This is a genomic window from Cyanobium sp. L1E-Cus (genome assembly GCF_024345755.1).
In the GTDB taxonomy this organism is placed as follows: Bacteria; Cyanobacteriota; Cyanobacteriia; order PCC-6307; family Cyanobiaceae; genus Cyanobium_A; species Cyanobium_A usitatum.
Window position 1 is genome coordinate 287,570 of the sequence record NZ_JAGQBS010000003.1, and the last position, 19,902, is coordinate 307,471.

The 19,902-nt window shown below is 58.5% G+C and carries 27 protein-coding genes; 13 read left to right on the top strand and 14 right to left on the bottom strand.

The annotated features are described in order from the left end of the window. Positions 1–12: 12 nt before the first annotated feature. Both rfbA and rfbC read left to right on the top strand, forming a co-directional pair. Positions 13–897, top strand: coding sequence for a glucose-1-phosphate thymidylyltransferase RfbA (gene rfbA / locus KBZ22_RS04265; protein WP_255021143.1), 885 nt, complete (start codon positions 13–15; stop codon positions 895–897). Beyond that, a complete protein-coding gene (gene rfbC, locus KBZ22_RS04270; protein ID WP_255021144.1) occupies positions 887–1,471 on the top strand; it encodes a dTDP-4-dehydrorhamnose 3,5-epimerase in 585 nt (194 codons plus the stop codon). Before rfbA ends, rfbC begins: the two co-directional genes overlap by 11 nt. A 2-nt stretch (positions 1,472–1,473) precedes the next feature. Here rfbC and KBZ22_RS04275 read toward each other — a convergent pair whose 3' ends face one another. The 4 genes from KBZ22_RS04275 to KBZ22_RS04290 all read right to left on the bottom strand — a co-directional run bounded on the left by KBZ22_RS04275 (position 1,474) and on the right by KBZ22_RS04290 (position 2,898). Continuing rightward, positions 1,474–1,914 (bottom strand): TA system VapC family ribonuclease toxin, encoded by a 441-nt coding sequence (locus KBZ22_RS04275; protein WP_255021145.1) that lies wholly within the window; start codon positions 1,912–1,914, stop codon positions 1,474–1,476. Beyond that, on the bottom strand, positions 1,911–2,150 hold the full coding sequence (locus KBZ22_RS04280; protein ID WP_255021146.1) for a hypothetical protein: 240 nt from the start codon (positions 2,148–2,150) through the stop codon (positions 1,911–1,913). The genes KBZ22_RS04275 and KBZ22_RS04280 overlap by 4 nt, the downstream gene beginning before the upstream one ends. A gap of 125 nt (positions 2,151–2,275) precedes the next feature. Then, the gene (locus KBZ22_RS04285; protein WP_255021147.1) at positions 2,276–2,665 is read right to left on the bottom strand and encodes a PIN domain-containing protein; all 390 of its coding nucleotides are present in this window, start codon (positions 2,663–2,665) and stop codon (positions 2,276–2,278) included. Continuing rightward, positions 2,665–2,898 carry an AbrB/MazE/SpoVT family DNA-binding domain-containing protein gene (locus KBZ22_RS04290; RefSeq protein ID WP_255021148.1) on the bottom strand — a complete coding sequence of 78 codons (234 nt, stop codon included), beginning with the start codon at positions 2,896–2,898 and terminating at the stop codon, positions 2,665–2,667. Before KBZ22_RS04290 ends, KBZ22_RS04285 begins: the two co-directional genes overlap by 1 nt. Positions 2,899–3,001: 103 nt before the next feature. Between KBZ22_RS04290 and rfbD the strand changes: the two genes are divergently transcribed. Next, on the top strand, positions 3,002–3,892 hold the full coding sequence (gene rfbD / locus KBZ22_RS04295; protein WP_255021149.1) for a dTDP-4-dehydrorhamnose reductase: 891 nt from the start codon (positions 3,002–3,004) through the stop codon (positions 3,890–3,892). A gap of 18 nt (positions 3,893–3,910) precedes the next feature. On the opposite strand, the gene KBZ22_RS04300 is transcribed toward rfbD, so the two are convergent. Further along, positions 3,911–4,111 (bottom strand): hypothetical protein, encoded by a 201-nt coding sequence (locus KBZ22_RS04300; RefSeq protein ID WP_255021150.1) that lies wholly within the window; start codon positions 4,109–4,111, stop codon positions 3,911–3,913. 99 nt (positions 4,112–4,210) lie between these two features. On the opposite strand from KBZ22_RS04300, the gene KBZ22_RS04305 reads away from it, so the two are divergent. From KBZ22_RS04305 to KBZ22_RS04315, 3 genes are all read left to right on the top strand, one after another. Further along, on the top strand, positions 4,211–4,504 hold the full coding sequence (locus KBZ22_RS04305) for a hypothetical protein (protein ID WP_255021151.1): 294 nt from the start codon (positions 4,211–4,213) through the stop codon (positions 4,502–4,504). Continuing rightward, positions 4,501–4,794, top strand: coding sequence for a type II toxin-antitoxin system VapC family toxin (locus tag KBZ22_RS04310; protein WP_255021152.1), 294 nt, complete (start codon positions 4,501–4,503; stop codon positions 4,792–4,794). The genes KBZ22_RS04305 and KBZ22_RS04310 overlap by 4 nt, the downstream gene beginning before the upstream one ends. A gap of 170 nt (positions 4,795–4,964) precedes the next feature. After that, positions 4,965–5,165 carry a hypothetical protein gene (locus KBZ22_RS04315; protein WP_255021153.1) on the top strand — a complete coding sequence of 67 codons (201 nt, stop codon included), beginning with the start codon at positions 4,965–4,967 and terminating at the stop codon, positions 5,163–5,165. A 125-nt stretch (positions 5,166–5,290) separates the two neighbouring features. Here the strand turns inward: KBZ22_RS04315 and KBZ22_RS04320 are convergent, their stop codons facing one another. The 3 genes from KBZ22_RS04320 to KBZ22_RS04330 all read right to left on the bottom strand — a co-directional run bounded on the left by KBZ22_RS04320 (position 5,291) and on the right by KBZ22_RS04330 (position 6,687). Beyond that, positions 5,291–5,689: a type II toxin-antitoxin system VapC family toxin gene (locus KBZ22_RS04320; protein ID WP_255021154.1), complete on the bottom strand. Its 399-nt coding sequence runs from the start codon at positions 5,687–5,689 to the stop codon at positions 5,291–5,293. Continuing rightward, positions 5,686–5,934, bottom strand: coding sequence for an AbrB/MazE/SpoVT family DNA-binding domain-containing protein (locus tag KBZ22_RS04325; RefSeq protein ID WP_255021155.1), 249 nt, complete (start codon positions 5,932–5,934; stop codon positions 5,686–5,688). The genes KBZ22_RS04320 and KBZ22_RS04325 overlap by 4 nt, the downstream gene beginning before the upstream one ends. A gap of 360 nt (positions 5,935–6,294) precedes the next feature. Beyond that, positions 6,295–6,687 (bottom strand): clan AA aspartic protease, encoded by a 393-nt coding sequence (locus KBZ22_RS04330; RefSeq protein WP_255019392.1) that lies wholly within the window; start codon positions 6,685–6,687, stop codon positions 6,295–6,297. A 104-nt stretch (positions 6,688–6,791) separates the two neighbouring features. On the opposite strand from KBZ22_RS04330, the gene rfbB reads away from it, so the two are divergent. The 4 genes from rfbB to KBZ22_RS04350 all read left to right on the top strand — a co-directional run bounded on the left by rfbB (position 6,792) and on the right by KBZ22_RS04350 (position 10,893). Beyond that, complete coding sequence (rfbB, locus tag KBZ22_RS04335; RefSeq protein ID WP_254998747.1) at positions 6,792–7,886, top strand: dTDP-glucose 4,6-dehydratase; 1,095 nt, start codon at positions 6,792–6,794, stop codon at positions 7,884–7,886. A 90-nt stretch (positions 7,887–7,976) separates the two neighbouring features. Continuing rightward, positions 7,977–8,768: an ABC transporter permease gene (locus KBZ22_RS04340; protein ID WP_255021156.1), complete on the top strand. Its 792-nt coding sequence runs from the start codon at positions 7,977–7,979 to the stop codon at positions 8,766–8,768. Beyond that, the gene (locus tag KBZ22_RS04345) at positions 8,768–9,988 is read left to right on the top strand and encodes an ABC transporter ATP-binding protein (protein WP_254998750.1); all 1,221 of its coding nucleotides are present in this window, start codon (positions 8,768–8,770) and stop codon (positions 9,986–9,988) included. Before KBZ22_RS04340 ends, KBZ22_RS04345 begins: the two co-directional genes overlap by 1 nt. Then, positions 9,955–10,893 carry a bifunctional 2-polyprenyl-6-hydroxyphenol methylase/3-demethylubiquinol 3-O-methyltransferase UbiG gene (locus KBZ22_RS04350; protein ID WP_255021157.1) on the top strand — a complete coding sequence of 313 codons (939 nt, stop codon included), beginning with the start codon at positions 9,955–9,957 and terminating at the stop codon, positions 10,891–10,893. Before KBZ22_RS04345 ends, KBZ22_RS04350 begins: the two co-directional genes overlap by 34 nt. 402 nt (positions 10,894–11,295) lie before the next feature. Here KBZ22_RS04350 and KBZ22_RS04355 read toward each other — a convergent pair whose 3' ends face one another. Beyond that, positions 11,296–12,360 carry a glycosyltransferase gene (locus KBZ22_RS04355; protein WP_255021158.1) on the bottom strand — a complete coding sequence of 355 codons (1,065 nt, stop codon included), beginning with the start codon at positions 12,358–12,360 and terminating at the stop codon, positions 11,296–11,298. 75 nt (positions 12,361–12,435) lie between these two features. Between KBZ22_RS04355 and KBZ22_RS04360 the strand changes: the two genes are divergently transcribed. Continuing rightward, a complete protein-coding gene (locus KBZ22_RS04360; RefSeq protein WP_255021159.1) occupies positions 12,436–13,248 on the top strand; it encodes a glycosyltransferase in 813 nt (270 codons plus the stop codon). A gap of 29 nt (positions 13,249–13,277) precedes the next feature. Then, entirely contained in the window at positions 13,278–14,429 is a 1,152-nt protein-coding gene (locus tag KBZ22_RS04365) for a glycosyltransferase family 1 protein (RefSeq protein ID WP_255021187.1), read from the top strand. Here KBZ22_RS04365 and KBZ22_RS04370 read toward each other — a convergent pair. Next, positions 14,381–15,292: a glycosyltransferase family 2 protein gene (locus KBZ22_RS04370; protein WP_255021160.1), complete on the bottom strand. Its 912-nt coding sequence runs from the start codon at positions 15,290–15,292 to the stop codon at positions 14,381–14,383. The two genes, KBZ22_RS04365 and KBZ22_RS04370, sit on opposite strands and share 49 nt — an antisense overlap. Positions 15,293–15,334: 42 nt before the next feature. Beyond that, a complete protein-coding gene (locus KBZ22_RS04375) occupies positions 15,335–16,147 on the bottom strand; it encodes a glycosyltransferase family 1 protein (protein ID WP_255021161.1) in 813 nt (270 codons plus the stop codon). 156 nt (positions 16,148–16,303) lie between these two features. Here KBZ22_RS04375 and KBZ22_RS04380 point away from each other — a divergent pair, with 156 nt between their 5' ends. Beyond that, positions 16,304–16,540, top strand: coding sequence for a hypothetical protein (locus KBZ22_RS04380; RefSeq protein ID WP_254998760.1), 237 nt, complete (start codon positions 16,304–16,306; stop codon positions 16,538–16,540). Between the two features lie 203 nt (positions 16,541–16,743). Here KBZ22_RS04380 and KBZ22_RS04385 read toward each other — a convergent pair whose 3' ends face one another. From KBZ22_RS04385 to KBZ22_RS04395, 3 genes are all read right to left on the bottom strand, one after another. Then, complete coding sequence (locus KBZ22_RS04385; protein ID WP_255021162.1) at positions 16,744–17,736, bottom strand: GDP-L-fucose synthase; 993 nt, start codon at positions 17,734–17,736, stop codon at positions 16,744–16,746. Next, positions 17,733–18,884 (bottom strand): GDP-mannose 4,6-dehydratase, encoded by a 1,152-nt coding sequence (gmd, locus tag KBZ22_RS04390; RefSeq protein WP_255021163.1) that lies wholly within the window; start codon positions 18,882–18,884, stop codon positions 17,733–17,735. Before gmd ends, KBZ22_RS04385 begins: the two co-directional genes overlap by 4 nt. A gap of 61 nt (positions 18,885–18,945) precedes the next feature. Beyond that, on the bottom strand, positions 18,946–19,902 hold the full coding sequence (locus KBZ22_RS04395) for a GDP-mannose 4,6-dehydratase (RefSeq protein ID WP_255021164.1): 957 nt from the start codon (positions 19,900–19,902) through the stop codon (positions 18,946–18,948).

A 19,902-nucleotide genomic window follows, 5' to 3' on the forward strand; every position in this document is an offset into this window, starting at 1 on the left:
GGAGCGTTCCCTGTGACCCGTAAGGGAATAATTTTGGCCGGAGGCAGCGGCACTCGGCTGCATCCGATCACGCAGGCGGTAAGTAAGCAGCTGCTGCCGGTGTACGACAAGCCGATGATCTATTACCCGCTCAGCACGTTAATGCTGGCGGGGATTCGGGAGGTGCTGATTATCACTACCCCCCAGGATCAGCCGGCCTTTGAGCGCCTGCTGGGTGACGGTTCTCGCTGGGGCATGACGATCGCCTACGCCGAGCAGCCCAGCCCGGACGGGTTGGCCCAGGCCTTTCTGATTGGCGACGATTTTCTGGACGGTGCGGCGGCGGCCCTTGTGCTTGGCGACAACCTTTTCCACGGCCATGATTTGATTCCCCAGCTCCAGGCCTGCAATGGCCCAGCTGAGGGAGCCACGGTGTTTGCTTATCCGGTGCGGGATCCGGAGCGCTACGGGGTGGTGGAGTTTGCCGCGGATGGCCGGGTGCTGAGCCTGGAGGAAAAACCCAGCAAGCCCAAGTCGCGCTACGCGGTGACCGGGCTCTACTTCTATGACTCATCGGTGGTGGAGCGGGCGCGCCACATCCAGCCGTCACCCCGGGGCGAGCTGGAGATCACCGACCTCAATCGCCAATACCTGGAGGAGGGGTTGCTGCAGGTGGAATTGATGGGCCGGGGCATGGCCTGGCTGGATACGGGCACCTGCGATTCGCTGCATGAGGCCGGCAGCTACATCCGCACCCTGGAGCATCGCCAGGGGCTGAAGGTGGGCTGCCCTGAGGAGGTGGCCTGGCGGCTGGGCTGGATCAGCGCCGACCAGCTCGCGGCCCTGGCTGCTCCGCTGCGCAAGAGCGGCTACGGCGACTATCTACTGCAACTTCTGGAGACCCCCGATGCAGGTTGAAGTGCTCACCACGGCGGCCGGCGTGCCCGTTCAGGGACCGTTGCTACTGACGCCGCGGGTGTTTGGCGACGAGCGGGGCTTCTTCTTCGAAAGCTGGAACCAGCAAGCCTTCAACGCTGCCGCCGGCGACACCGCCTTCGTGCAGGACAACCATTCGCGCTCCAGCCGTGGGGTGCTGAGGGGCCTGCACTACCAGCTGCCGCCCCATCCCCAGGGGAAGCTGGTGCGCTGCGTGCTGGGGGAGATCTTCGATGTGGTGGTGGATATCCGCCGCAGTTCGCCCACGTTTGGTCAGTGGGTGGGGGCAGTGCTGAGCGCCGACAACAAGCAGCAGCTGTGGGTGCCGGCGGGTTTTGCCCACGGCTTCCTCACCCTGAGTGAGCAGGCTGAGGCGCTCTACAAAACCACCGACTTCTGGAGCCGAGAGTGTGAGCGCGCCATCCGCTGGGATGATCCTGCGCTAGCGATCGCCTGGCCCCTCGAGGCCCTGGCTGGCGCAGAGGCCCAGCTATCGGAGAAGGATGCCGTGGCGCCGTTGCTGGCGGCGCTGTCACCTTCCGATCTGTTCAGCTGAGGTCAGAGTGGCAGCCAGTTCAGGCCTTTGAAGCGCTCGAAATCGCGATCGAAGCTAACCAGCCGCCAGCCGTTGGCGATCACCAGGGCGGCCAGATAGGCATCGGTTTGAAGTCGGGCTGGCAGCTCGGCGCTGGAAAGCAGGGTGTGAAAGAGGTCCCAGCTGTCGTGCTCCGGTGCTGCCATGGCCACGCCGGGTTGACGGCGGAACGCCTGCAGCAGATCGGAGGCTTCCGCTGAACCCAGAACGGATGCGCCCATCAGCTTTGGTTGGCTCAAGAGCCTTACCAGCCCTAGGGCCGTGACCGTACAGAACAGCACCCGGCCGGAGGCTTGCTGTTCCCAATACGTCAATGCCTGTGCGTGGTGAGGGTGCTGTGTCGCGGCCAAGGCCAGCCACACGTTCAGATCGGGCAGATCCGCTGGGTCGGAACGGGTGTTCAAGAGTCCAGCAGCTCAAATAGCGTGGCGTTGCTCAGGGTGTTGCTGGACATCGAGAGCGGGCTGTTCAGCTGGGGCAGGCCTGCTGCTGTGCGCTTTGGTGCCGTCGTTGGGGTAGCTGCGTTGAGACCCTGTTCCACGTAGTTGCGCAACAGTTGTTTGAGGGTTGTCTGCTCACTGGCTGCGCGGGCCTTCAAGCGGGCAAACAGGGGGTCGGGCAGCTCCAGGGTGGTGCGCATGGCCGAGGCTGCAGATGTGCGCATTTTAGTGCGCATTAAGCGTGGCGGGCTTGCAGGCCCTGTCGAAGGATTTGAAGGGGGAAGACCCTTCGCCTTGGTTTCCCATTCGATCTGGCCCATGAGGCTCAATAGAGCCATTCCTGAGAGAGCTCGGCAACAGCGCGGAATTCAGGGTCTTTGTGCAGAAGCGTGGCGCCGATCTGCTGGGCAGCGGCAGCGATCCAGGCATCTGCGAGCGACAGGGAATGGCAGGCCTTGATGCTCGCGGCGCGCTCCAGCAGGGGCTCAGAGACCTCAATCCACTGCAAGGGCAAGGCCTTGAGCTGCTCATAGGCCAGGCGGCCAGCGCGCTCCTCTTCATCCTTCCAGACGCGATAAAGCACTTCCATCCGACTCATAAAACAGGCGTAGCAGTGCTGTGGCTGCTTGAGCGCTTGTTCGACACGGTCGGCTCCGGGTTCATCGTCGCGCAGGGTCAGCAGTGCTGAGGTGTCCAGCAGAATCAGCGTCGTCATCAGCGACCAGCGGTGCGCTCTGCCTCACGCTCAGCGATCAGGCGTTGGGTGGAGCCGCCTCGCTTGCCCGTGCCGCGAAAGGCCTTCACCGGTGACGGGTCAACGGGGAGCACCCGGATGGAGCCATCCGCCTCCACGATCCATTCCAGGCGTTTGGAGGGGCCCAGAGAAAAGCGATCACGGATGGCCGCAGGGATCACGGTTTGGCCGCGGCTGGTGATGGTGCTGCGCACGGCCGCCCCGGGTGAATTACTAATTCTCAGATTAGATCATTCACGCGGATGGCATCCTCGCCCTGCTGTTCACAATGGTGGCAAGTTTGCCCTTGCTCCAGCCATGAAGGTGTTGCTCACCGGGGCCGCCGGCCAGCTGGGCCAGGAGCTGATCGCCTCCAGGCCGCCCGAGGTGGAGTTGATCGCCTGCGCCCGCGGCGAGCTGGATCTGGCCGATGCCGAGGCCTGCCGGGCGGCGGTGCAGCAGCATCGGCCCGATTGGGTGCTCAATGCCGGCGCCTACACGGCGGTGGACAAGGCCGAAAGCGAGCCGGAGCTGGCGGCGGCGGTGAATGCCGGCGCCCCAGCGGCGTTCGCTGAGGCCCTTGCGGCAACAGGCGGCCGGCTGATGCAGGTGAGCACCGACTTTGTGTTCAATGGGGCCCAGGGTTCGCCGTATCGGCCCGATCAGGCGCTGGATCCGCTCGGTGTGTATGGCGCCACTAAGGCGTCTGGGGAGGAGGCGGCGCTGCAGCTGCCGGGGGCGCGGGTGCTGCGCACCAGTTGGGTTTATGGGCCCGTGGGCAAAAATTTCTGCCGCACGATGCTGAGGCTCCACGCTTTGAAGGCCGCGGCGGGCGAATCCTTGGGCGTGGTGGCCGATCAGGTGGGCTGCCCCACCAGCACCCTCACCCTGGCGGCGGCCTGTTGGCGGGCGATCGGGGTGGGGGCAGATCCCGCCACTGACACCGCCAGCTCCCGCATCCTGCACTGGAGCGATGCCGGCGCCGCCAGCTGGTACGACTTCGCCGTGGCGATCGGTGAGCTGGGGGTGGAGGCCGGCCTGCTGGAGCGGGCCGCCAGGGTGAAACCGCTCACCACGGCGGATTACCCCACGCCGGCCCAGCGCCCCAGCTATTCCCTGCTGGATTGCACTGCCAGCCGAGTAGCCCTGGGGCTGGAGCCGTTGCACTGGCGCGAGGCGTTGGTGGAGGTGCTGGCTCGGGGGGATTAGGGGCTGCCACCAGGGCGATCAGGCCTGCCTGTCCGTAGCGCTGAACGGATTGATCAGCGCGTCCTCGTAGAGGGTGTTGGATTGTCGTTGCATTAGCTGGGCCCAGCAGCGAAAAGCTGGCCCATCCATTGGCAAGATGTTGTAAGTGCAGCTCACCTGATCGAGCCACTGCTCGATCTCGGCGGCCTTGGCGGGGTTTTGTCCGCGGGTGAGTTCCATGCCAGCTTCGAAACCACGTTGGTGTCCAGTAGAAACGCCATCGGGCTACAGAGTCGGCACGGATCGCCAGCGGGCCTGGCCCCGCGGCGGAACTAAAGATTGTGTACGCGCGCCTGGAGTAAGGAGCAGGTCTTTCAGGCTGGGCTGTGCGGCTGCCTGGAGACGACGCCATTCGTCGATAGGCACCAGCACGGCCGCTTCGCTGCCGCCGCCAAGCGACACCGGCGCAGTCTCAACAACGAAGCCATCGTTTGTTTGGAAGTTGGCTTGGGCCATGAGCCCTTGGCGGTGGAGCAGCAGCTCCAGGAGATCCGCGCCTTGCGCAACAGCCTTGCTCAGCACTGTTTTGATCCGGCTGAGATCGATGCCTCCAATCGCGAGGGGCGATCTTGATCGTCGTCGATACCAATGTGTTGGCCTATCTGCTGCTGCCAGGGCCCAAAACGTCGTTGGCCGAAGCCCTGTTGCTGGAGCAACCCCGCTGGACAGCGCCGCCGCTTTGGCGCAGTGAGTGGCGCAATGTGCTCAGCGGCTATCTGCGACGTGAGCTGCTGCTGTCTTTTCAGGACCAACCAGTGACCTCCGAGCTGGTGTTGCGGCTTTTCCGGATGTGGCAAGGCCTCTGGAGTCCTGCACTGCCTGAACGGGCGGGAATAGGTGGAGGTGCTGGCCAAGTGTTGTGAAGGGTGGTGCCACTAGGAGTGGTTGCTTCCCTCCCGCAGGAGTGCACAACCGTGTTTTGACGCTTTCGGGTCAGCGCCCCTCCGGTCCAGTCAGCCCCTTCAAACACCCGTGAAGCGAATCGAGTCCGTTAATCGCTTCACTCGATGAAGCGGAGCACTGCCAGCGGGGCGTGTTGGAGGTGACGCGCTGGCTGCAGTGGTTTCTGGTGCAGGTGGCAGCAGCGGCTCTCGCCAACCAGGCGGTGGCGGCGGCGGTGCAGGCCAAGGCGCTGTTTTGGTGGCGGCATCGCCATAGCTGTTTCAATGCGCGGCAGCAGAAGCTGCTCAATCGGCTGCTCGATGTCGAACCCGAACGATTTCAAGGGGGATGACGCTGCGCAAAGCGATTGGCCTCACAGGGTTAGCCGGGCCACGGCCTGGCGCGATCTCAGTGAGCTGGGGAACTACAGGCCCTCCAGCCAAGTTCCACGCAGAGAGTTGCTTGGGTGTGCGGGCATCACCGCAGCAGATGCACGGGTTCACCGGCTTCGCTCAGCAGGCGCGCTGCTTCGCGGTCGAAGGTGGCCAGCTGCTGGCTGCCCAGCTGCCGTCCGCCGAAAGCGATCACGCCATCAGCGAAATCGCCGCCCCATGTGAGCAGCTTGAGCCCGGCTGTCACGGCCGGTCGATCGGCCACCACGCTGCTGCTGGCAAGCAGCGCTTCGATGGCGCTGACGCAGTCGTGGTTGGAGAAGCGGTAGACACGGCGCAGCACCCAAACCAGTTCGCACAACACAGGGAGGGGGATCGCCACAAGCTCCGCCTGCTCCAGCAGCGCACTGGCTGATTTGGCCTGCTCGGGATCGTCCTGCACCAGGGCGCGCACCAGCACGTTGGTGTCGGCCGTGATCTTCATGGGCTGGTGATGGGTTGGGCGTTTGCGTCGCCGAGCCCGGCCCAGCCGGCGGCGGCGGCCTGATTCAGCTCCTCCATGCTGGCGCAGTGGCTGCTGCGGCCTGCCAGCAGGCCGATGAAGCTGTTGATGCTGCCGGTGGCTTGCTCGGCGTGCAGCTCCAGCCGGCCGCCAGGCAACACCTCCACATCAATGCGCTGGCCAGGCTGAATGCCCAGATGGGCCAGTAGATCCTTGCGCAGCGTCACCTGCCCTTTTCGGGTGACGGTGAGGGACCGCGATCGCTTGCGCCTTTGCGTTGGGGGCTCGACCATTGCAATGGGCAGCTTGGATCTTGATTGTAAGGCGTTTTTTCCTTGCTGATCAGATTGGCTTCTGTGGCACTCGATGGGCTGTGATTTGACCCTACGTCGATTCACAGCGCAGGTTTAGCCCGCCATTCCCCCGTACTCCTCAAGCACTGAGATCACATCTCGGACTCGCCTGGCATTGCGTTCGGAGGGGTCGATCAGCTGTTTGGGGGTGTCAGGAAATCTGTACAACTTGTACAGATTTTGGACGCCTTCAGCTCAGCCTCAGGCATCGGCCAGGTGGCCGGCGCGGTTGGCTTAGCGATCGGTCTGCTTGGCCAGGCTCAAGGGGATGTTGGGGCTTTCTGGGTTCACGGTGATCGACTGCAGCTGGGGCCGCAGCACGAGATCCATGTCTTCCATGGGGATGGCCCCCAGCAGCACCTCGTTGCCCAGCACCATGGCGCCGGTGAAGCAGCGGCGGTTGGCGAAGCGCACCTCAATGGGGCCCATGTAGGGCACCGTGCGCCGGTGTCCATCGGCCAGGATCACCTCCCGCTGCTCCAGCTCTCGCAGCTGCAGCTGGATGGCGACGTGCTCAGGGATGCAGAGGTGCACGGCCCCGGAATCGGCCAGGGCCCGCACCTCCAATCCCTGCAGCTCGGGGCTCGAGGGGTTGGAGAGCTGAACGGTGCCGTAAATCAAGCCCATGGGGTCAGGTTAAAGGCGTTTTGCCCGTAGGCATGCCCCCCTTCCGTGGGGATGGTTTGTGGAACAACGTTCCCCGGTAGCCTCCTGGAAGCTTGATTGATCCCATGCCCTCACTACTGCCCGAAGGGATCAACCGCGTGCTGGTTACCGGCGGCGCCGGCTTCATCGGCGGTGCGCTCGTGCGCCGGTTGCTGCGCGATTCCAGCGCCTCGGTGTTCAACCTCGACAAGCTTGGCTACGCTAGTGATCTCACCAGCATTGAGCTCACCCTCGCCGAGCTGGGCGCGTCGGCGGCGGGCCGGCACCAGCTGCTGCAAGTGGATCTGACCAACTCCGAAGCAACGGTTGCGGCCGTGCGCCAGGCCGATCCGGATTTGGTGTTTCACCTGGCGGCAGAGAGCCATGTGGACCGCTCGATCAGCGGGCCAGGGGCCTTTATCGAGAGCAACGTCACTGGCACCTTCCATCTGCTGCAGGCGGTGCGGGCCCACTGGGAGCAGCTTTCCCAGGAGCGGCATGAACACTTCCGCTTTCACCACATCAGCACTGATGAGGTCTTTGGCTCGCTCGGGCTCACGGGCCGGTTTTCAGAAACCACCCCATACGACCCGCGCAGTCCCTATTCGGCCAGCAAGGCCGCTAGTGATCACCTAGTGCGCGCTTGGCACCACACCTACGGCCTGCCGGTGGTGATCACCAACTGCTCCAACAACTACGGACCCTGGCAGTTTCCCGAGAAGCTGATCCCGGTGGTGATCCTCAAGGCCGTGGCCGGCGAGCCGATTCCCCTCTACGGAGACGGTGCCAACGTGCGCGATTGGCTGTATGTGGAAGATCACGTGGAGGCGTTGCTGCTGGCGGCCACTAGGGGTCGCCTGGGCGAGAGCTACTGCGTTGGCGGTGCCGGTGATCACGGCAGCCCGAGTGAGCGCAACAACAAGCAGGTGGTGGAGGCGATCTGCGATTTGTTGGATGATATCCAGCCCAAGGGAGCGCCTCATGCTCGGTTGATCACCTCGGTGCCAGACCGCCTTGGCCATGACCGCCGTTATGCGATCGATGCGTCCAAGATCACCACGGAGCTCGGCTGGAAACCTCGCTTTACCTTCGAGAAGGGTCTGGCGACAACGGTAAGGTGGTCTTTAGAAAATCTGGAGTGGTTTGAGGCGGTGAAGATAAAGTCAGGGTATGGGGGCTAGCGGATCGGATAGATCACTATGAATTCATTCTTGAAGCCCAGAATCCATTTGAATGATCAAGCCCCTTTTTTGGTCAGGCTTCTCTAAATCATGCGATTAATCAGGGAGCTTTGGGCCTGCCGTGGATTCATTTCGGGCTCTGTGCGGCGTGAGTTTCAGAGCAAGTACGTTAATTCAATATTTGGCTTTGCCTGGAACGTAATTAATCCATTGGCTACGATCGTGGTTTACACGGTGATCTTCGCGCAAGTCATGCGTACAAGATTGCCGGGAATTGATAGTACATTTGCCTACAGCATCTTCCTTTGTGCTGGCATTCTCACTTGGGGCTTATTCGCTGAGATTACGACTCGGTCGCAGACTATGTTCATCGAAAATGCGAATCTGCTGAAGAAGCTGCGATTTCCTCGAATCTGCTTGCCAGCTGTGGTGGTAGCCAGCGCTCTTCTGAATTTCTCTATCATATTCTCGTTGTTCACTGTTTTTCTGCTCATAAGTGGTAGTTTTCCTGGGCCGGCTTTTTTGGCGTTGTTTCCGCTAACCGGGCTGTTGATCGCATTTTCTGCGGGGTTGGGCATGTTGTTGGGTGTACTTAATGTTTTTTTTCGGGACGTCGGCCAGGCATTTGGGATCATTGTGACCTTTTGGTTTTGGTTGACTCCCATCGTCTATGCACCTGCAATATTGCCTAAATGGACACAAGCATTAATGGCGTTAAATCCATTAGCTGCTTATATCTCTGCAGTGCAGGGGGTATTGGTCAGGGGAGTCTGGCCAGCATGGGGGAGTCTCATTTATATGGCGATCTGTGCGTTTGTCCTATGTAGCCTTGGCTTGCGTCTGTTCCGCAGACATGCTGGTGAAATGGTGGATGAATTATAATGAGTGCAATCACAGTTTCTAATCTAGGTAAAGCATACAAGCACTATTCCAGCCGCTGGTCGAGACTGGCTGAGTGGATCAGTCCTTTTCATCAAGTCCGCCACAAGTTGCATTGGGTGCTTAAAGATATTAATTTTACGGTTAATCCTGGTGAGGCCGTAGGGATTATCGGCATCAATGGTACTGGTAAAAGTACCCTGCTCAAGATGATTACAGGCACAACTCATCCTACTACTGGTAGTGTCCGCATAAGTGGTCGTGTTGCGGCGATGCTTGAGCTTGGTATGGGATTCCATCCCGATTTTACCGGTCGCCAAAATGTCTTTATGGCAGGGCAGCTCCTCGGCTATCCAGCTGATGACATTGCCCAACTCATGCCAGAAATAGAGGCCTTTGCTGAAATAGGTGAATATATCGACCAGCCGATACGGGTTTACTCCAGCGGTATGCAGATGCGCTTGGCTTTCAGTGTTATGACCGCCGATCGCCCAGATGTGCTTATCATCGATGAAGCATTGTCAGTGGGTGATGCATATTTTCAGCATAAAAGTTTTGCCCGAATACGTGAGTTTCGTGAGCAGGGCACAACGCTGCTGATTGTCTCTCACGACAAGAGCTCAATTCAGTCTATCTGCGACCGCGCTATCCTTCTCAATGAAGGTAAGCTAGCTATGGAGGGCGAGCCAGAAGCGGTGATGGATTACTACAACGCAATGCTGGCTGATCACCAGAGCCAGATCGTCAACCAGGAAGTTACTGGCGAAGGCAAAATTCAGACCATTTCCGGTACTGGAGAAGTTACTTTGTCCGACGCCGCTCTACTTGATGCAAAGGGCCATCAACTGGAGGTGGTCGCTGTTGGCCAACCGGTTTCTCTGCGTGTGTCGGCTACCTGCAACGTCAATGTACAGGACTTGGTTGTCGGTTACATGATTAAGGATCGCTTTGGTCAACCTGTTTTTGGAACCAATACCTTCTACCACAAGCTTAGTTTAAAAAATCTTGGACTCAATCATGCTGTCGAGATATATTTTGATTTTCAGGCTAATCTCGGGCCGGGTAGTTATTCAATTGCTGTCGCTTTGCACGCTGACGAAACCCATGCCGTAAAAAACTTCGAATGGCGTGACCGGGCTTTGCTATTTGAGATGGTCAATGTCGATAAGGATGAATTTGTTGGCGTAGCATGGATCCCTCCAGCCGTGCGGTGTTTCGTATGAGTGATAGATTCTATCAAGAGTTTGAGGAGCGTTATCGCGGCTCCCGAGAACTCATTAAATTGCGCCTTGAAGTTTATCTTCCATTTGTTAAGCCTCTGTTGAGCGCTTATCCTGGAGTTGCGGCAATAGATCTCGGTTGTGGTCGAGGAGAGTGGGTGGAGCTTCTTGTTGAGGCAGGCTTCACGCCCATGGGGGTAGATGCCGATACGGGTATGCTCGATTCTTGCCTTAAGCTCGCTTTGCCGGTTGAACACGGTGATGCATTGGATTATCTATGTGCCTTGCCTGATGAAAGTCAAGCGGTAATTTCTGCGATTCAGCTTGTTGAGCACATCACCTTCGACCAGCTTCGCGTGTTAGTCGGTGAGTCATTCCGTGTGCTAAAGCCGGGAGGGCTTTTGATCATGGAAACACCGAACCCGGAAAATATTCTTGTTGCGACCCGTAACTTCTATCTTGACCCGACCCACCTACGACCAATCCCGTCGATGCTCTTGGCGTTTGCTGCTGAGTATGCAGGCTTTCACCGAGTAAAAACTCTGCGCCTTCAAGAGTCCAAGGACATCGTTAATCGTAGTGACATTAGCCTGCAGGATGTAGTCAATGGCGCCAGTCCGGACTATTCTATTGTCGCCCAGAAGTTTGCAGGTGAAGATATCTTATCGCTTACAAGTAAGCAGTTTGATGCCAGTTATGGTCTGAGTCTTGAAGATCTGATGGCTCGCTGGGACAGCCGTTTTGAAGGTTTTGCGACCAAAGCTCAGCAAGCCTTGGCTATTGCTGAGCATTCCGCAGCCAAGCTGGATCGTCTTCTTTATCTCCCGATTACTGTTTATAGGAGTACCATTGGGGGCCTCATTATGCTCGTTCGTCGCGGTGTCGAACGCATGCGCAAGCTAAGGTAAATTCTTCGTGGAGCGGCTGATGGGGGGATCGGACGCCGAGGGCTGAGCGCTTCCTATGCAGGTTCTTGATCAAGACGTACGCGGCAGCCAGCGGTCGCGTTCCTGAGAGTTCTTGACAGCCAACGAATAGGTCCTTTCCTTGTAGAGGGTTTGGTAAGCGGGGCCTCTTTCACGCATCACCTGGCGTCACTCCTGGCCTTGGCAGTTGTGCCATGCCGCTGCCAGTTTTGGGTAACTGCTAGGCAAGAAGCATCCTATTGCTATTCAGGGAGCCTCCCATAAATGGGTGCATATAGGTGTATTAATTGGGACTAGTAACTCGTAGGATTTTTATGGCCCGCTCGTGAGTTTTGGCTTTTGTCGATTAAGCTTGTTGCATGGCTTAAGTCAAAGGTGCTCTTTTTATGTTGCTGTGCTGCCGTAAGCTGCAATGTGTTCTTGAACTAGTCGCTCTGGTGCGTAATGGGAGCGCAGGGCGACATACTTCTGGGCTCCAAGTTTTTGGCTAGGGCTCAATAACCGCTCACTGTCGGCGAGCTTTTCGGCCCAGACCTTGGCATTGAGGGCCGGTAGAAGAGTGGCGTAGCTTTGTCCCACTTCCCGGTGCACCTCTAGATCTGAGGCGATAACCGGTGTGTCGCAGGCAAGGGCCTCGATCAAGGGAAGAGAGAATCCCTCGGCCAGGGAGGGCACTACTACGGCTTCGGCGTGGCGGTATAGCCAGGCCAGCACGCGATCGTCGGCCGGCAGTTGGAGAATTGCATCCTCCAAGCCCTGGCCGCCAATCCATCGGCGCTCGTCTGACCGCCAAGGGCCACCCCCCGCACAGACCAGCAAGGGCTTTTCGCTGCGGCGAGATTTGCTAGTAGTTCCGCTGTGCAGCAGGGCTAGCGCTCGCAGCACAGTCAGCCCATTTTTGTAGGCGTGGCGCTTGCCCACCATGAGCCAGTAGCGGCGTCCCGTAAGTGCCGCGATGGGTTTTGGGGTCAGTCGATCTATGGCAGTGGCCAAGTGGATCACCTTCAGCGGCACCCTCAGATTTGGCTGGAAGAAAGCCAGGTCGTCTGCGCTGGCGGCGCTGATGCTGAGGATCAAATCAGAGGCCTCAAGCCACCTTGCCTTATTGGCATGGGGTGAGCGAAAGGCGGGCAAGAAAAAATGCTCTGGGTGCCGCTCCGGGGTCATGTCGAAAAGGCTGCTGACCAATTGCTGCTGGCTCCGCCTTCGGTAGGGCTTGCCCCCGTAGAAGGTCGCATGTAGAACGTCTGCTTGCCGCCAGGGCTGAGGGCCTGGCCAATGTCTGCGCTGCTGATCCATTGCGGGGTGGACTTCCACGCCCACTGAGCTCAGGTCGTGGGCCAGCTCACGGAAGTAGCGGCTGATCCCGCCGCGCAGCTGCCGCCGGAAGATCTGGTCATCGAAGCCGATGCTGACGGCTCGGGGTTTTGGGGATTCGTGAGAGTTCATGATTTATTTTCCATCATCTAGGGAAATCATTTGCTTATGGCCCTGCCGGCTGGTTCTGAGTGCTCCCCGCCGTTAGTGACGGTCATCACTCCCTGTCTTCAATCGGTAGATACCTTGCCCGACACACTCATGGGCGTGGTGCGTACCTGGGAGATCCTGCAGCAGGCCGGTGTGGGCTTGGAGCATCTACTTATTGATGGAGGCTCTACAGACGGCACCCAGGAGCTGCTGGAACGGCATACTTCGCGGCACCCTTTCTGTCGTTGGCAGCGGGACATCGGTGGTGGACCTTATGCCGCCATGAACTTGGGTTTGCAATTGGCGCGCGGCCACTACTGCCATGTGCTTAATGCTGACGATCTCCTGCTGGATCCAGGTGCTTACGCGGATTTCCTGATCCAAGCTCGCCGCAAGAATGCTGCACTGCTGCTGGCATCAATTGCTTATTTTCGTCGGCCCGAGCGTTATGTGCGGGCAGAGTGGATCGTGCACTTGCCTCCACCCGATGTGAAAGTCTGGCATAAGCAGTTGCGGCATGGTCTCCATTACCCCCATCCTGGTTTTATTGCAGAATCGTCTCTCTATCGGGCCACAGGCTTTGATGTGCACTACAGTCTCTCTGCAGATTATAAACTTATGCAGACATTGTTGTTGCGGCCAGGTCTGGCAGGGCAAGTGGCTATCTGCTCGGTACCTTTGGTCGCGATGGCTGAGGGCGGAGCCACGAGTGGCTGGCAGGCCATTTTGAGGGGTAAGAAGCAGCTAGAGGAGATTAATCAAGATTTGGGGATTATCGCCCCTGCTTGGCGACGCTATTGGGGGAAATTCTGGCTTCGCTTAGTTAGGAGATCGTCTCCCTTATTATTGCCCAATTATCAGGGAGATTAGGGGTGATTCCACTGAATATTGCCTTTGATGTGAGTCAGACAGGGCCACGGAAGGCTGGCTGCGGTTTTTATGCTGCAGCTTTGATCGATGGCCTGCTGACATCGGGTGCAGATCATCATTTCACGCTGCTTACAAGCTTCGGTGACTTTTTTCATGATCCCACCCAAGCGGCGGCTTTCCCGCATCGCAGCCACGGGGTGGGTTATGGGCCGCGTCTGTTGCGTCGCTCTGATGCGCAGGCTTTTTGGCAAAGCGAGCAGCAGGCAGGAGAGCTACTTGATGGATTTGATTTAATACATGCCAACAACTTCTGGTGTCCGCCCTGGCGGCTGCGCACGACCCTGATCTACACGCTCTACGATTTGAGTTTTGCTGAGCATCCTGAGTGGACAACCGAGACGAACCGCCTCGGTTGTTTTAAGGGGGTGCAGCAAGCTTCTGTTCGGGCAGACTGGCTGTTAGCGATATCCAACTCTTCTAAGCGGCAGTTTCTGCATCATTTCCCTCATGTTGTGCCGGAGAGGGTTCGGGTGATTTATCCGGCCTCTCGATTCGATCAGCCTGGATTTGATATCCAGCCCATTCAGCCGCAGGCAAAGCTCTTCCATAGCGGAAACCCTTTCCTTCTTGCCATCGGCACGATCGAACCGCGCAAGAATCAGCGTTTCCTAGTGGAGGTGTACAGCCGTTTCCGGGAGCGTGGTGGTGCGGCCATTCCTTTGGTCCTTGCAGGTGGTATGGGTTGGCTGATGGATGATTTTGAGCGGGATCTGATGGATTCACCCTGGGCTGCAGATATTCATCTGCTCGGCTATGTGAGTGATCGGGAGCTGATCTGGCTCTACCGCCATTGTTTATTGAACCTGTATCCCAGCCACTACGAGGGATTCGGCTTGCCGGTGCTGGAGGGTATGGGGCAGGGAGCGCCTGTGATCAGTTCCAGATCTACCTCACTGCCAGAGATCGTGGCCAATGCCGGCATTCTTTTAGACCCCAATAATCGGGATGCCTGGGTGGAGGCTATCGAAGTGTTATTGATTCAGCCTCAGCGGCGGGCCGATTTAGCTGCTGCAGCTCGGGAGCGGGCAGCGGCCTTTAGTTGGGAAGTCAGCACTCGCCAACTTCTTGACCTCTATGAGGAGGCAGCATGCATTTCGGCTGCCGTTGCCTCTAGGGCGTGACGCCGGTTGGCCTGACGTAATTCGCGTAGCGCTGAGATTCCAACGCGACGGTTCCAACGCCATTGGCTTCGCATTGTTTCGAGGTAAAGATGCAGCTTGAAGCGCATTGGCTCTTTGCTGCGGTCAAACTGGGCTGCAGTGCTGTGATGCGCATAGGCAAACACCCAGCGCAAAGGAACATTTCCTTGATAACTTCGAAACATCTCAGCGATCTCACGATGTACGGCTGGACGATCGCTGAGCGTTTTATTCTCTGCGTAAAGTCTTGATCCTGCTAGTTTATCGGGGATGTAGGCAAAGCGGCAGCCAGCATCAGCTAGTTTGAGCCAATAGTTGTAATCCATGCAGTAGCGCAAGCTGGCATCCAGTAGGCCTACTCGCTCGATGATCCGTCTTCTGAAGAAGAGGGCTGGCTGGCAGATAAAACAGGTGTGTCGCAGCAGCTCCGGATCCCAGAAGGTGGTGGGATAGCTTTCGAAAGGTACATCGTCTAAGTCGATGTGATCGGCCTCTCCATACACCACGTCAAGGCTGGGATCTTTGGCGAAGGCTGCCGCCACCTTCTTGAAGGTATCCGGATAATAAATATCGTCGGAGTTGAGCCAGCCGATTATGTCTCCACTCGCTGCCTGAAGACCCTGGTTCACTGCATCGGCCTGGCCATTATCTGGCTGTGAGACCCAGCGCACGTTGGCTCCGGCCGCCTTCAGCACCTGCAGGGTTTCGTCACTACTGCCGCCGTCAAATACCAGGTGCTCATGGGGTGAATGGCTCTGGCTGGCCACGCTGGCCAGGGTGCGACCGATAAACACGCCTTGGTTGTAAGACGGCGTGATGACGCTAATTCGGATTAGTTCGCTCATGAAACAGGACGGCGGTACGGATTATCTGATCGGGGTGATGGTCTAGGCCATAGACCCAGCAGCGTGGGCCTCAGACAACAGTTCCCAGTACTGCTGAGCCATCACTTCAGCCTGCGCATACGGCGTTGCTTGTTTTAGACCCTGTTTGATCAGGCTATGCCGCAGCGCTGGGTCCTTGGCCAGCTGCAGCAGGGCTGTTGCGATCTGCTGTGGATTGCCCGGATGGAAGAGTAGGGCGGCATCGCCGGCCACCTCTCCGAGGGCAGTGGTGTTGCTGCAGGCTACGGGGATGCCACGAGCCATTGCCTCTATTACTGGCATGCCGAAGCCTTCATAGAGAGACGGAAAAACCACCGCGAGGCTGTGCTGATACAGCCCTTCGAGTTCGTCTTCTTGAATGAACCCCGGCAGCAGCACACTCTCGTTTAAGCCCAGATCTGCCGACAATTTCCTTAGCTCCTCCAACCGACCGACGCCATCTCCGGTGCACACCAAGATGAAATCGTGCAGCAGCCCTTGTTGACGCGCCATGGCGAACGCGGTGAGCAGGAGCTCATGGTTCTTGTGGCGCCAGAGGTTGGCGGGATAGAGAAAGAAGCGGCCACTCACCAGATGGAAGGGTGGCCGTTCCATTGGCACCGCACTGCGACTGCGGGCCATTCGGATCGGTATGGCTCTGATGCGCCCTGGATCAGCCCCATGCTTGATTGCTTCCTGGTGGGAGAAGTGGGAGATGGCTGCGATGCGGCTGGCCTTTGCCAGCATCTGGCGGAAATGGCTCAGCCGTTCTGACTGTGCAACGGCGGGAAAGAAGCCTGGATAGGCGAGTGCCTGTAGGTCGTAGAAAGTAGACACTGTGGTGAGACCTGCACAGTGCAGCAGGGGTGCTCCAAAGGGGCAGAGGAGGAGTTGGGCTCCAGCACCCTGGTTGTGGTTAGGTGTAGTTGGATGATATGAAACTTCCGCCCTATTCGAGCGCCCTGAAAGATAATTCAGTACCCTCCGGCGGAGATGTCGGCCGTGGCGGCCGAGGCGCCTCGAGCCCAGCCACCGCCCTGCCGCCAACACCGGAACAGATGGCGTGAAGATGAGATTGGCTGCTTCAAGGGGCTGAAGATCACCTACCAGCTCTGGCTTGCAGGTGCAGTGGAACAGGGCCTGGGGCTGGTGTTTGGCAAGCTCCTGCAGCAGCGTGAGGATGAATGGCTTGGCGCCACCGTTGGCACCCCCCGTCAGCATTGGCGTTAGGTCTACCCAGATGTGCTCTAAGGGTGGAGTAGCCAGGTCGGCCGATGCATTAGTGAATCTGGAGAATTTCAATGTGTTGTCAGTCCAAAGATCTCTGAATGATTGCCGTTAATCCACAAGTCGATTCTGCAATAGACATTAAGGCGCGGACTATATGATGTTCATATGCATATATTGCATGACGAATGAAGCGCCTTTGAAGATCATTGCGTGCGAATTGCTTTTGTCTTGATCTCTTGTTGGTAAAGCGCAACTGTGCTTGCTAGGCCTTCTGCCAGCTCAATACGCGCGCGCCAGCCCAGTGCCGCCATCCGGCTTACGTCAAGCTGTTTCCTGGGCGTACCGTCTGGCTTGCTTCTATCCCAGTAGATATCACCCTGAAACCCTGTGGCCGCCGCCACTGCTTCTGCCAGGCCTGCGATGGTGAGATCTACTCCGGTGCCCACATTCAGGTGCTGCAGCTCCTCGGGGCCTGGCTGCCAATGCTCTAGGGCAAATACGCAAGCCTCGCCAAGATCATCCACATGCAGGAATTCCCGCAGTGGGGTCCCCGTTCCCCAGCAAGTAACTCTGGTTTCGCCAGACTCAGTTGCCTGATGGAACCGGCGGATCAGCGCCGGCAGTACATGGCTGTTTGTGGGGTGGTAGTTGTCGCCTGGGCCATAAAGGTTGGTCGGCATCAGGCTGAAGGCGTCAAAGCCGTGCTGGCGGCGCAGCGCCGCACAGAGCTTGAGCCCGGCGATCTTGGCGATGGCATACCACTCGTTGCTGGGCTCCAGCGGCCTGGTTAGAAGGGCTTCCTCCCGTATTGGCTGCTCAGCAAATTTAGGATAAATACAGCTGCTGCCTAGAAACAGCAGGCGGCGCACTCCGGCCCGCCAGGCCGTTTCGATCACGTTGGTCTGGATTTTGAGGTTGTCGAGCAGGAAGTCGGCCGGGTATGCGCTGTTGGCATGGATGCCACCCACCTTTGCTGCCGCCAGCACCACAACAGTGGGCCGCTGCTCGGCAAACCAGCGCTGCACCGCCACGGCATCCAGCAGGTCGAGCTCGGCGCGCGTGGCGGTGATCAGAGCGCCACCTTGTGCTGGATCGACGTAGCCGGCCCCCTGCAGAGCCCGAGTAATGGCGCTGCCGGCCATGCCCCGGTGGCCGGCCACGAAGATGCGGTCGGCTCGGGTTATTAGCCCACTCATGGTTGGGCGGCGGCCACCGCAGCCGCATTGGTCGGTGGATTCTCCATCGAGCCCACCACCGCAAAGCCTTCGCGCCGCAGGGTGGCCTCCTTGGCTGCTTCTTCTTTATCCGCCGCCACCATTTCTGCCACGAGTTCCTCCAAGGTGGTGGTGGGAGTCCAGCCCAGCTTCTCTTGTGCCTTGCTGGGATCGCCCAGCAGTGTTTCCACCTCCGCCGGGCGGAAATAGCGGGGGTCGATGCGCACCACCACAGCGCCGGTGTCTGCGCGGTGACCCACTTCCTCCAGGCCCTCACCCTGCCACTGGATGGCCTGCTCGCCACCAGCGTTCCAGCCGAGCTGCTGTGCTGCGAGCTCAATGAAGCGCCGCACCGATTCCTGGCGGCCCGTGGCGATCACGAAGTCTTCCGGGGGCCCCTCCTGTTGCAGCATCCGCCACTGCATCTCCACGTAATCCCTGGCATGGCCCCAATCCCGCAGCGAATCGAGGTTGCCCATGAACAGGCATTGATCCAGCCCGGCATCGATGCGGGCCAGGCCGCGGGTGATCTTGCGGGTCACGAACGTTTCACCGCGCCGCGGTGATTCGTGATTGAACAGGATGCCGTTGCAGGCATACATCCCGTAGGCCTCGCGGTAATTAACCGTGATCCAGTAGGCGTACAGCTTGGCAACCCCATAGGGGCTGCGGGGGTAGAAGGGAGTGGTTTCCTTCTGGGGAATCTCCTGTACCAGGCCGTAGAGCTCGCTGGTGCTGGCCTGGTAGATGCGGGTTTTGGCTGTGAGTCCCAGCATCCGCACAGCTTCCAGGATGCGAAGCGTGCCGAGCGCATCGGAATTGGCGGTGTATTCCGGCGCCTCGAAGCTCACCGCCACATGGCTCTGGGCCCCTAGGTTGTAGATCTCATCGGGCTGCACCTGCTGGATGATCCGGATCAGATTGGTGCTGTCAGTTAAATCGCCGTAGTGCAGCACCAGCCTGGGATCGCTCTCGTGCGGGTCTTGGTATAGGTGATCGATCCTTGCAGTGTTGAAGCTGCTGGCCCGGCGTTTGATGCCGTGCACCGCATAGCCCTTCTCCAGCAGCAGCTCAGCCAGGTAGCTGCCGTCTTGACCCGTAATCCCTGTAATGAGAGCAGTCTTGATCATGGAACGTAATTAGGATTTGCTAAGAGGATGCGGGTGCCCGGCTGAAAGATTAGCGCTGGGACTAAAGCAGCCTTTCTTCATACATTTTTTGTACGATCTCGCTCGGCTGTACTTGAGCTTTCCAGCCCAAGTCTGCATAGATTTGGCTTGGATTCATGGAGGAATACTTTAAGTCGCTTGGCCTAAGAAATGTTGCGTCGCTGACCAAGTATTTGTCTGCTTCTAGCCCAGCTGCCGCAAAGGCCATGCGAACGAACTCCCGCAGTGATGTGGTGTGCCCCGACGCTATTAGGTAATCCTTCGCAGTTGGTGCCTGCAACATCTGATGCATGGCTACAACGTATTCCGCCGCCCATCCCCAATCGCGCCAGATGTCCAGATTGCCGAGCCTCAGCTCTTGGGTTTCACCCCGTTTGATTCGCCTCACTCCATCGATGATCTTTTGCGTCACGAAGCGCTGGGGACGCAGGGGGGATTCATGGTTGGCTAAAATACCGGTACAGCAGAATATTCCATAGGCTTCGCGGTAATTTGCCACCTGCCAGAATGCTGTGCTTTTGGCAACGGCGTAGGGGCTTCTGGGGTGGAAGGCTGTTGCTTCGTTCGCTGCTTGTTGCTGGGTGTCACCAAAGCACTCTGAGCTGCCTGCGCTAAATAGGCGTGTGGGAGCTTCGAGGTAGCGCAGTACTTCTAAAAAGTTGAGCGTTCCACCGGCGATTGACTCCATGCATTCAACGGGCTGTTCAAACGAGAGCCCCACACTTGTTTGACCGGCGAGGTTGTATACCTCCTTTGGTTCGATCGAAGAGAGTGCCTTAAGTACGCTGCGGAAATCGTTTGGGGCTAGGGAGATGAGCTCAATGTCTTGAGCGATGCCTAGCCTGTCGAGTCGGCTGGTATCGCTGCTCTGGGCATCACGGCTGCTCCCTACTACCCGGTAGCCGGCTTCCAGCAGATGGCGGGCGAGATAGGCACCGTCTTGGCCGGTGATGCCGGCGATGAGAGCAGTTTTGGCCAC

Coding starts and splice junctions, on each gene's coding strand:
- rfbB (WP_254998747.1), top strand. CDS start 6,792: ATGCCCTCACTACTGCCCGAAGGGATCAACCGCGTGCTGGTTACCGGC.
- gmd (WP_255021163.1), bottom strand. CDS start 18,884: ATGATCAAGACTGCTCTCATTACAGGGATTACGGGTCAAGACGGCAGC.
- KBZ22_RS04340 (WP_255021156.1), top strand. CDS start 7,977: ATGCGATTAATCAGGGAGCTTTGGGCCTGCCGTGGATTCATTTCGGGC.
- rfbD (WP_255021149.1), top strand. CDS start 3,002: ATGAAGGTGTTGCTCACCGGGGCCGCCGGCCAGCTGGGCCAGGAGCTG.
- KBZ22_RS04280 (WP_255021146.1), bottom strand. CDS start 2,150: ATGCGCACCACCCTGGAGCTGCCCGACCCCCTGTTTGCCCGCTTGAAG.
- KBZ22_RS04330 (WP_255019392.1), bottom strand. CDS start 6,687: ATGGGCTTGATTTACGGCACCGTTCAGCTCTCCAACCCCTCGAGCCCC.
- KBZ22_RS04370 (WP_255021160.1), bottom strand. CDS start 15,292: ATGAGCGAACTAATCCGAATTAGCGTCATCACGCCGTCTTACAACCAA.
- KBZ22_RS04345 (WP_254998750.1), top strand. CDS start 8,768: ATGAGTGCAATCACAGTTTCTAATCTAGGTAAAGCATACAAGCACTAT.
- KBZ22_RS04380 (WP_254998760.1), top strand. CDS start 16,304: ATGTCGGCCGTGGCGGCCGAGGCGCCTCGAGCCCAGCCACCGCCCTGC.
- KBZ22_RS04350 (WP_255021157.1), top strand. CDS start 9,955: ATGGATCCCTCCAGCCGTGCGGTGTTTCGTATGAGTGATAGATTCTAT.
- KBZ22_RS04320 (WP_255021154.1), bottom strand. CDS start 5,689: ATGAAGATCACGGCCGACACCAACGTGCTGGTGCGCGCCCTGGTGCAG.
- KBZ22_RS04285 (WP_255021147.1), bottom strand. CDS start 2,665: ATGACGACGCTGATTCTGCTGGACACCTCAGCACTGCTGACCCTGCGC.
- KBZ22_RS04300 (WP_255021150.1), bottom strand. CDS start 4,111: ATGGAACTCACCCGCGGACAAAACCCCGCCAAGGCCGCCGAGATCGAG.
- KBZ22_RS04385 (WP_255021162.1), bottom strand. CDS start 17,736: ATGAGTGGGCTAATAACCCGAGCCGACCGCATCTTCGTGGCCGGCCAC.
- rfbC (WP_255021144.1), top strand. CDS start 887: ATGCAGGTTGAAGTGCTCACCACGGCGGCCGGCGTGCCCGTTCAGGGA.
- KBZ22_RS04355 (WP_255021158.1), bottom strand. CDS start 12,360: ATGAACTCTCACGAATCCCCAAAACCCCGAGCCGTCAGCATCGGCTTC.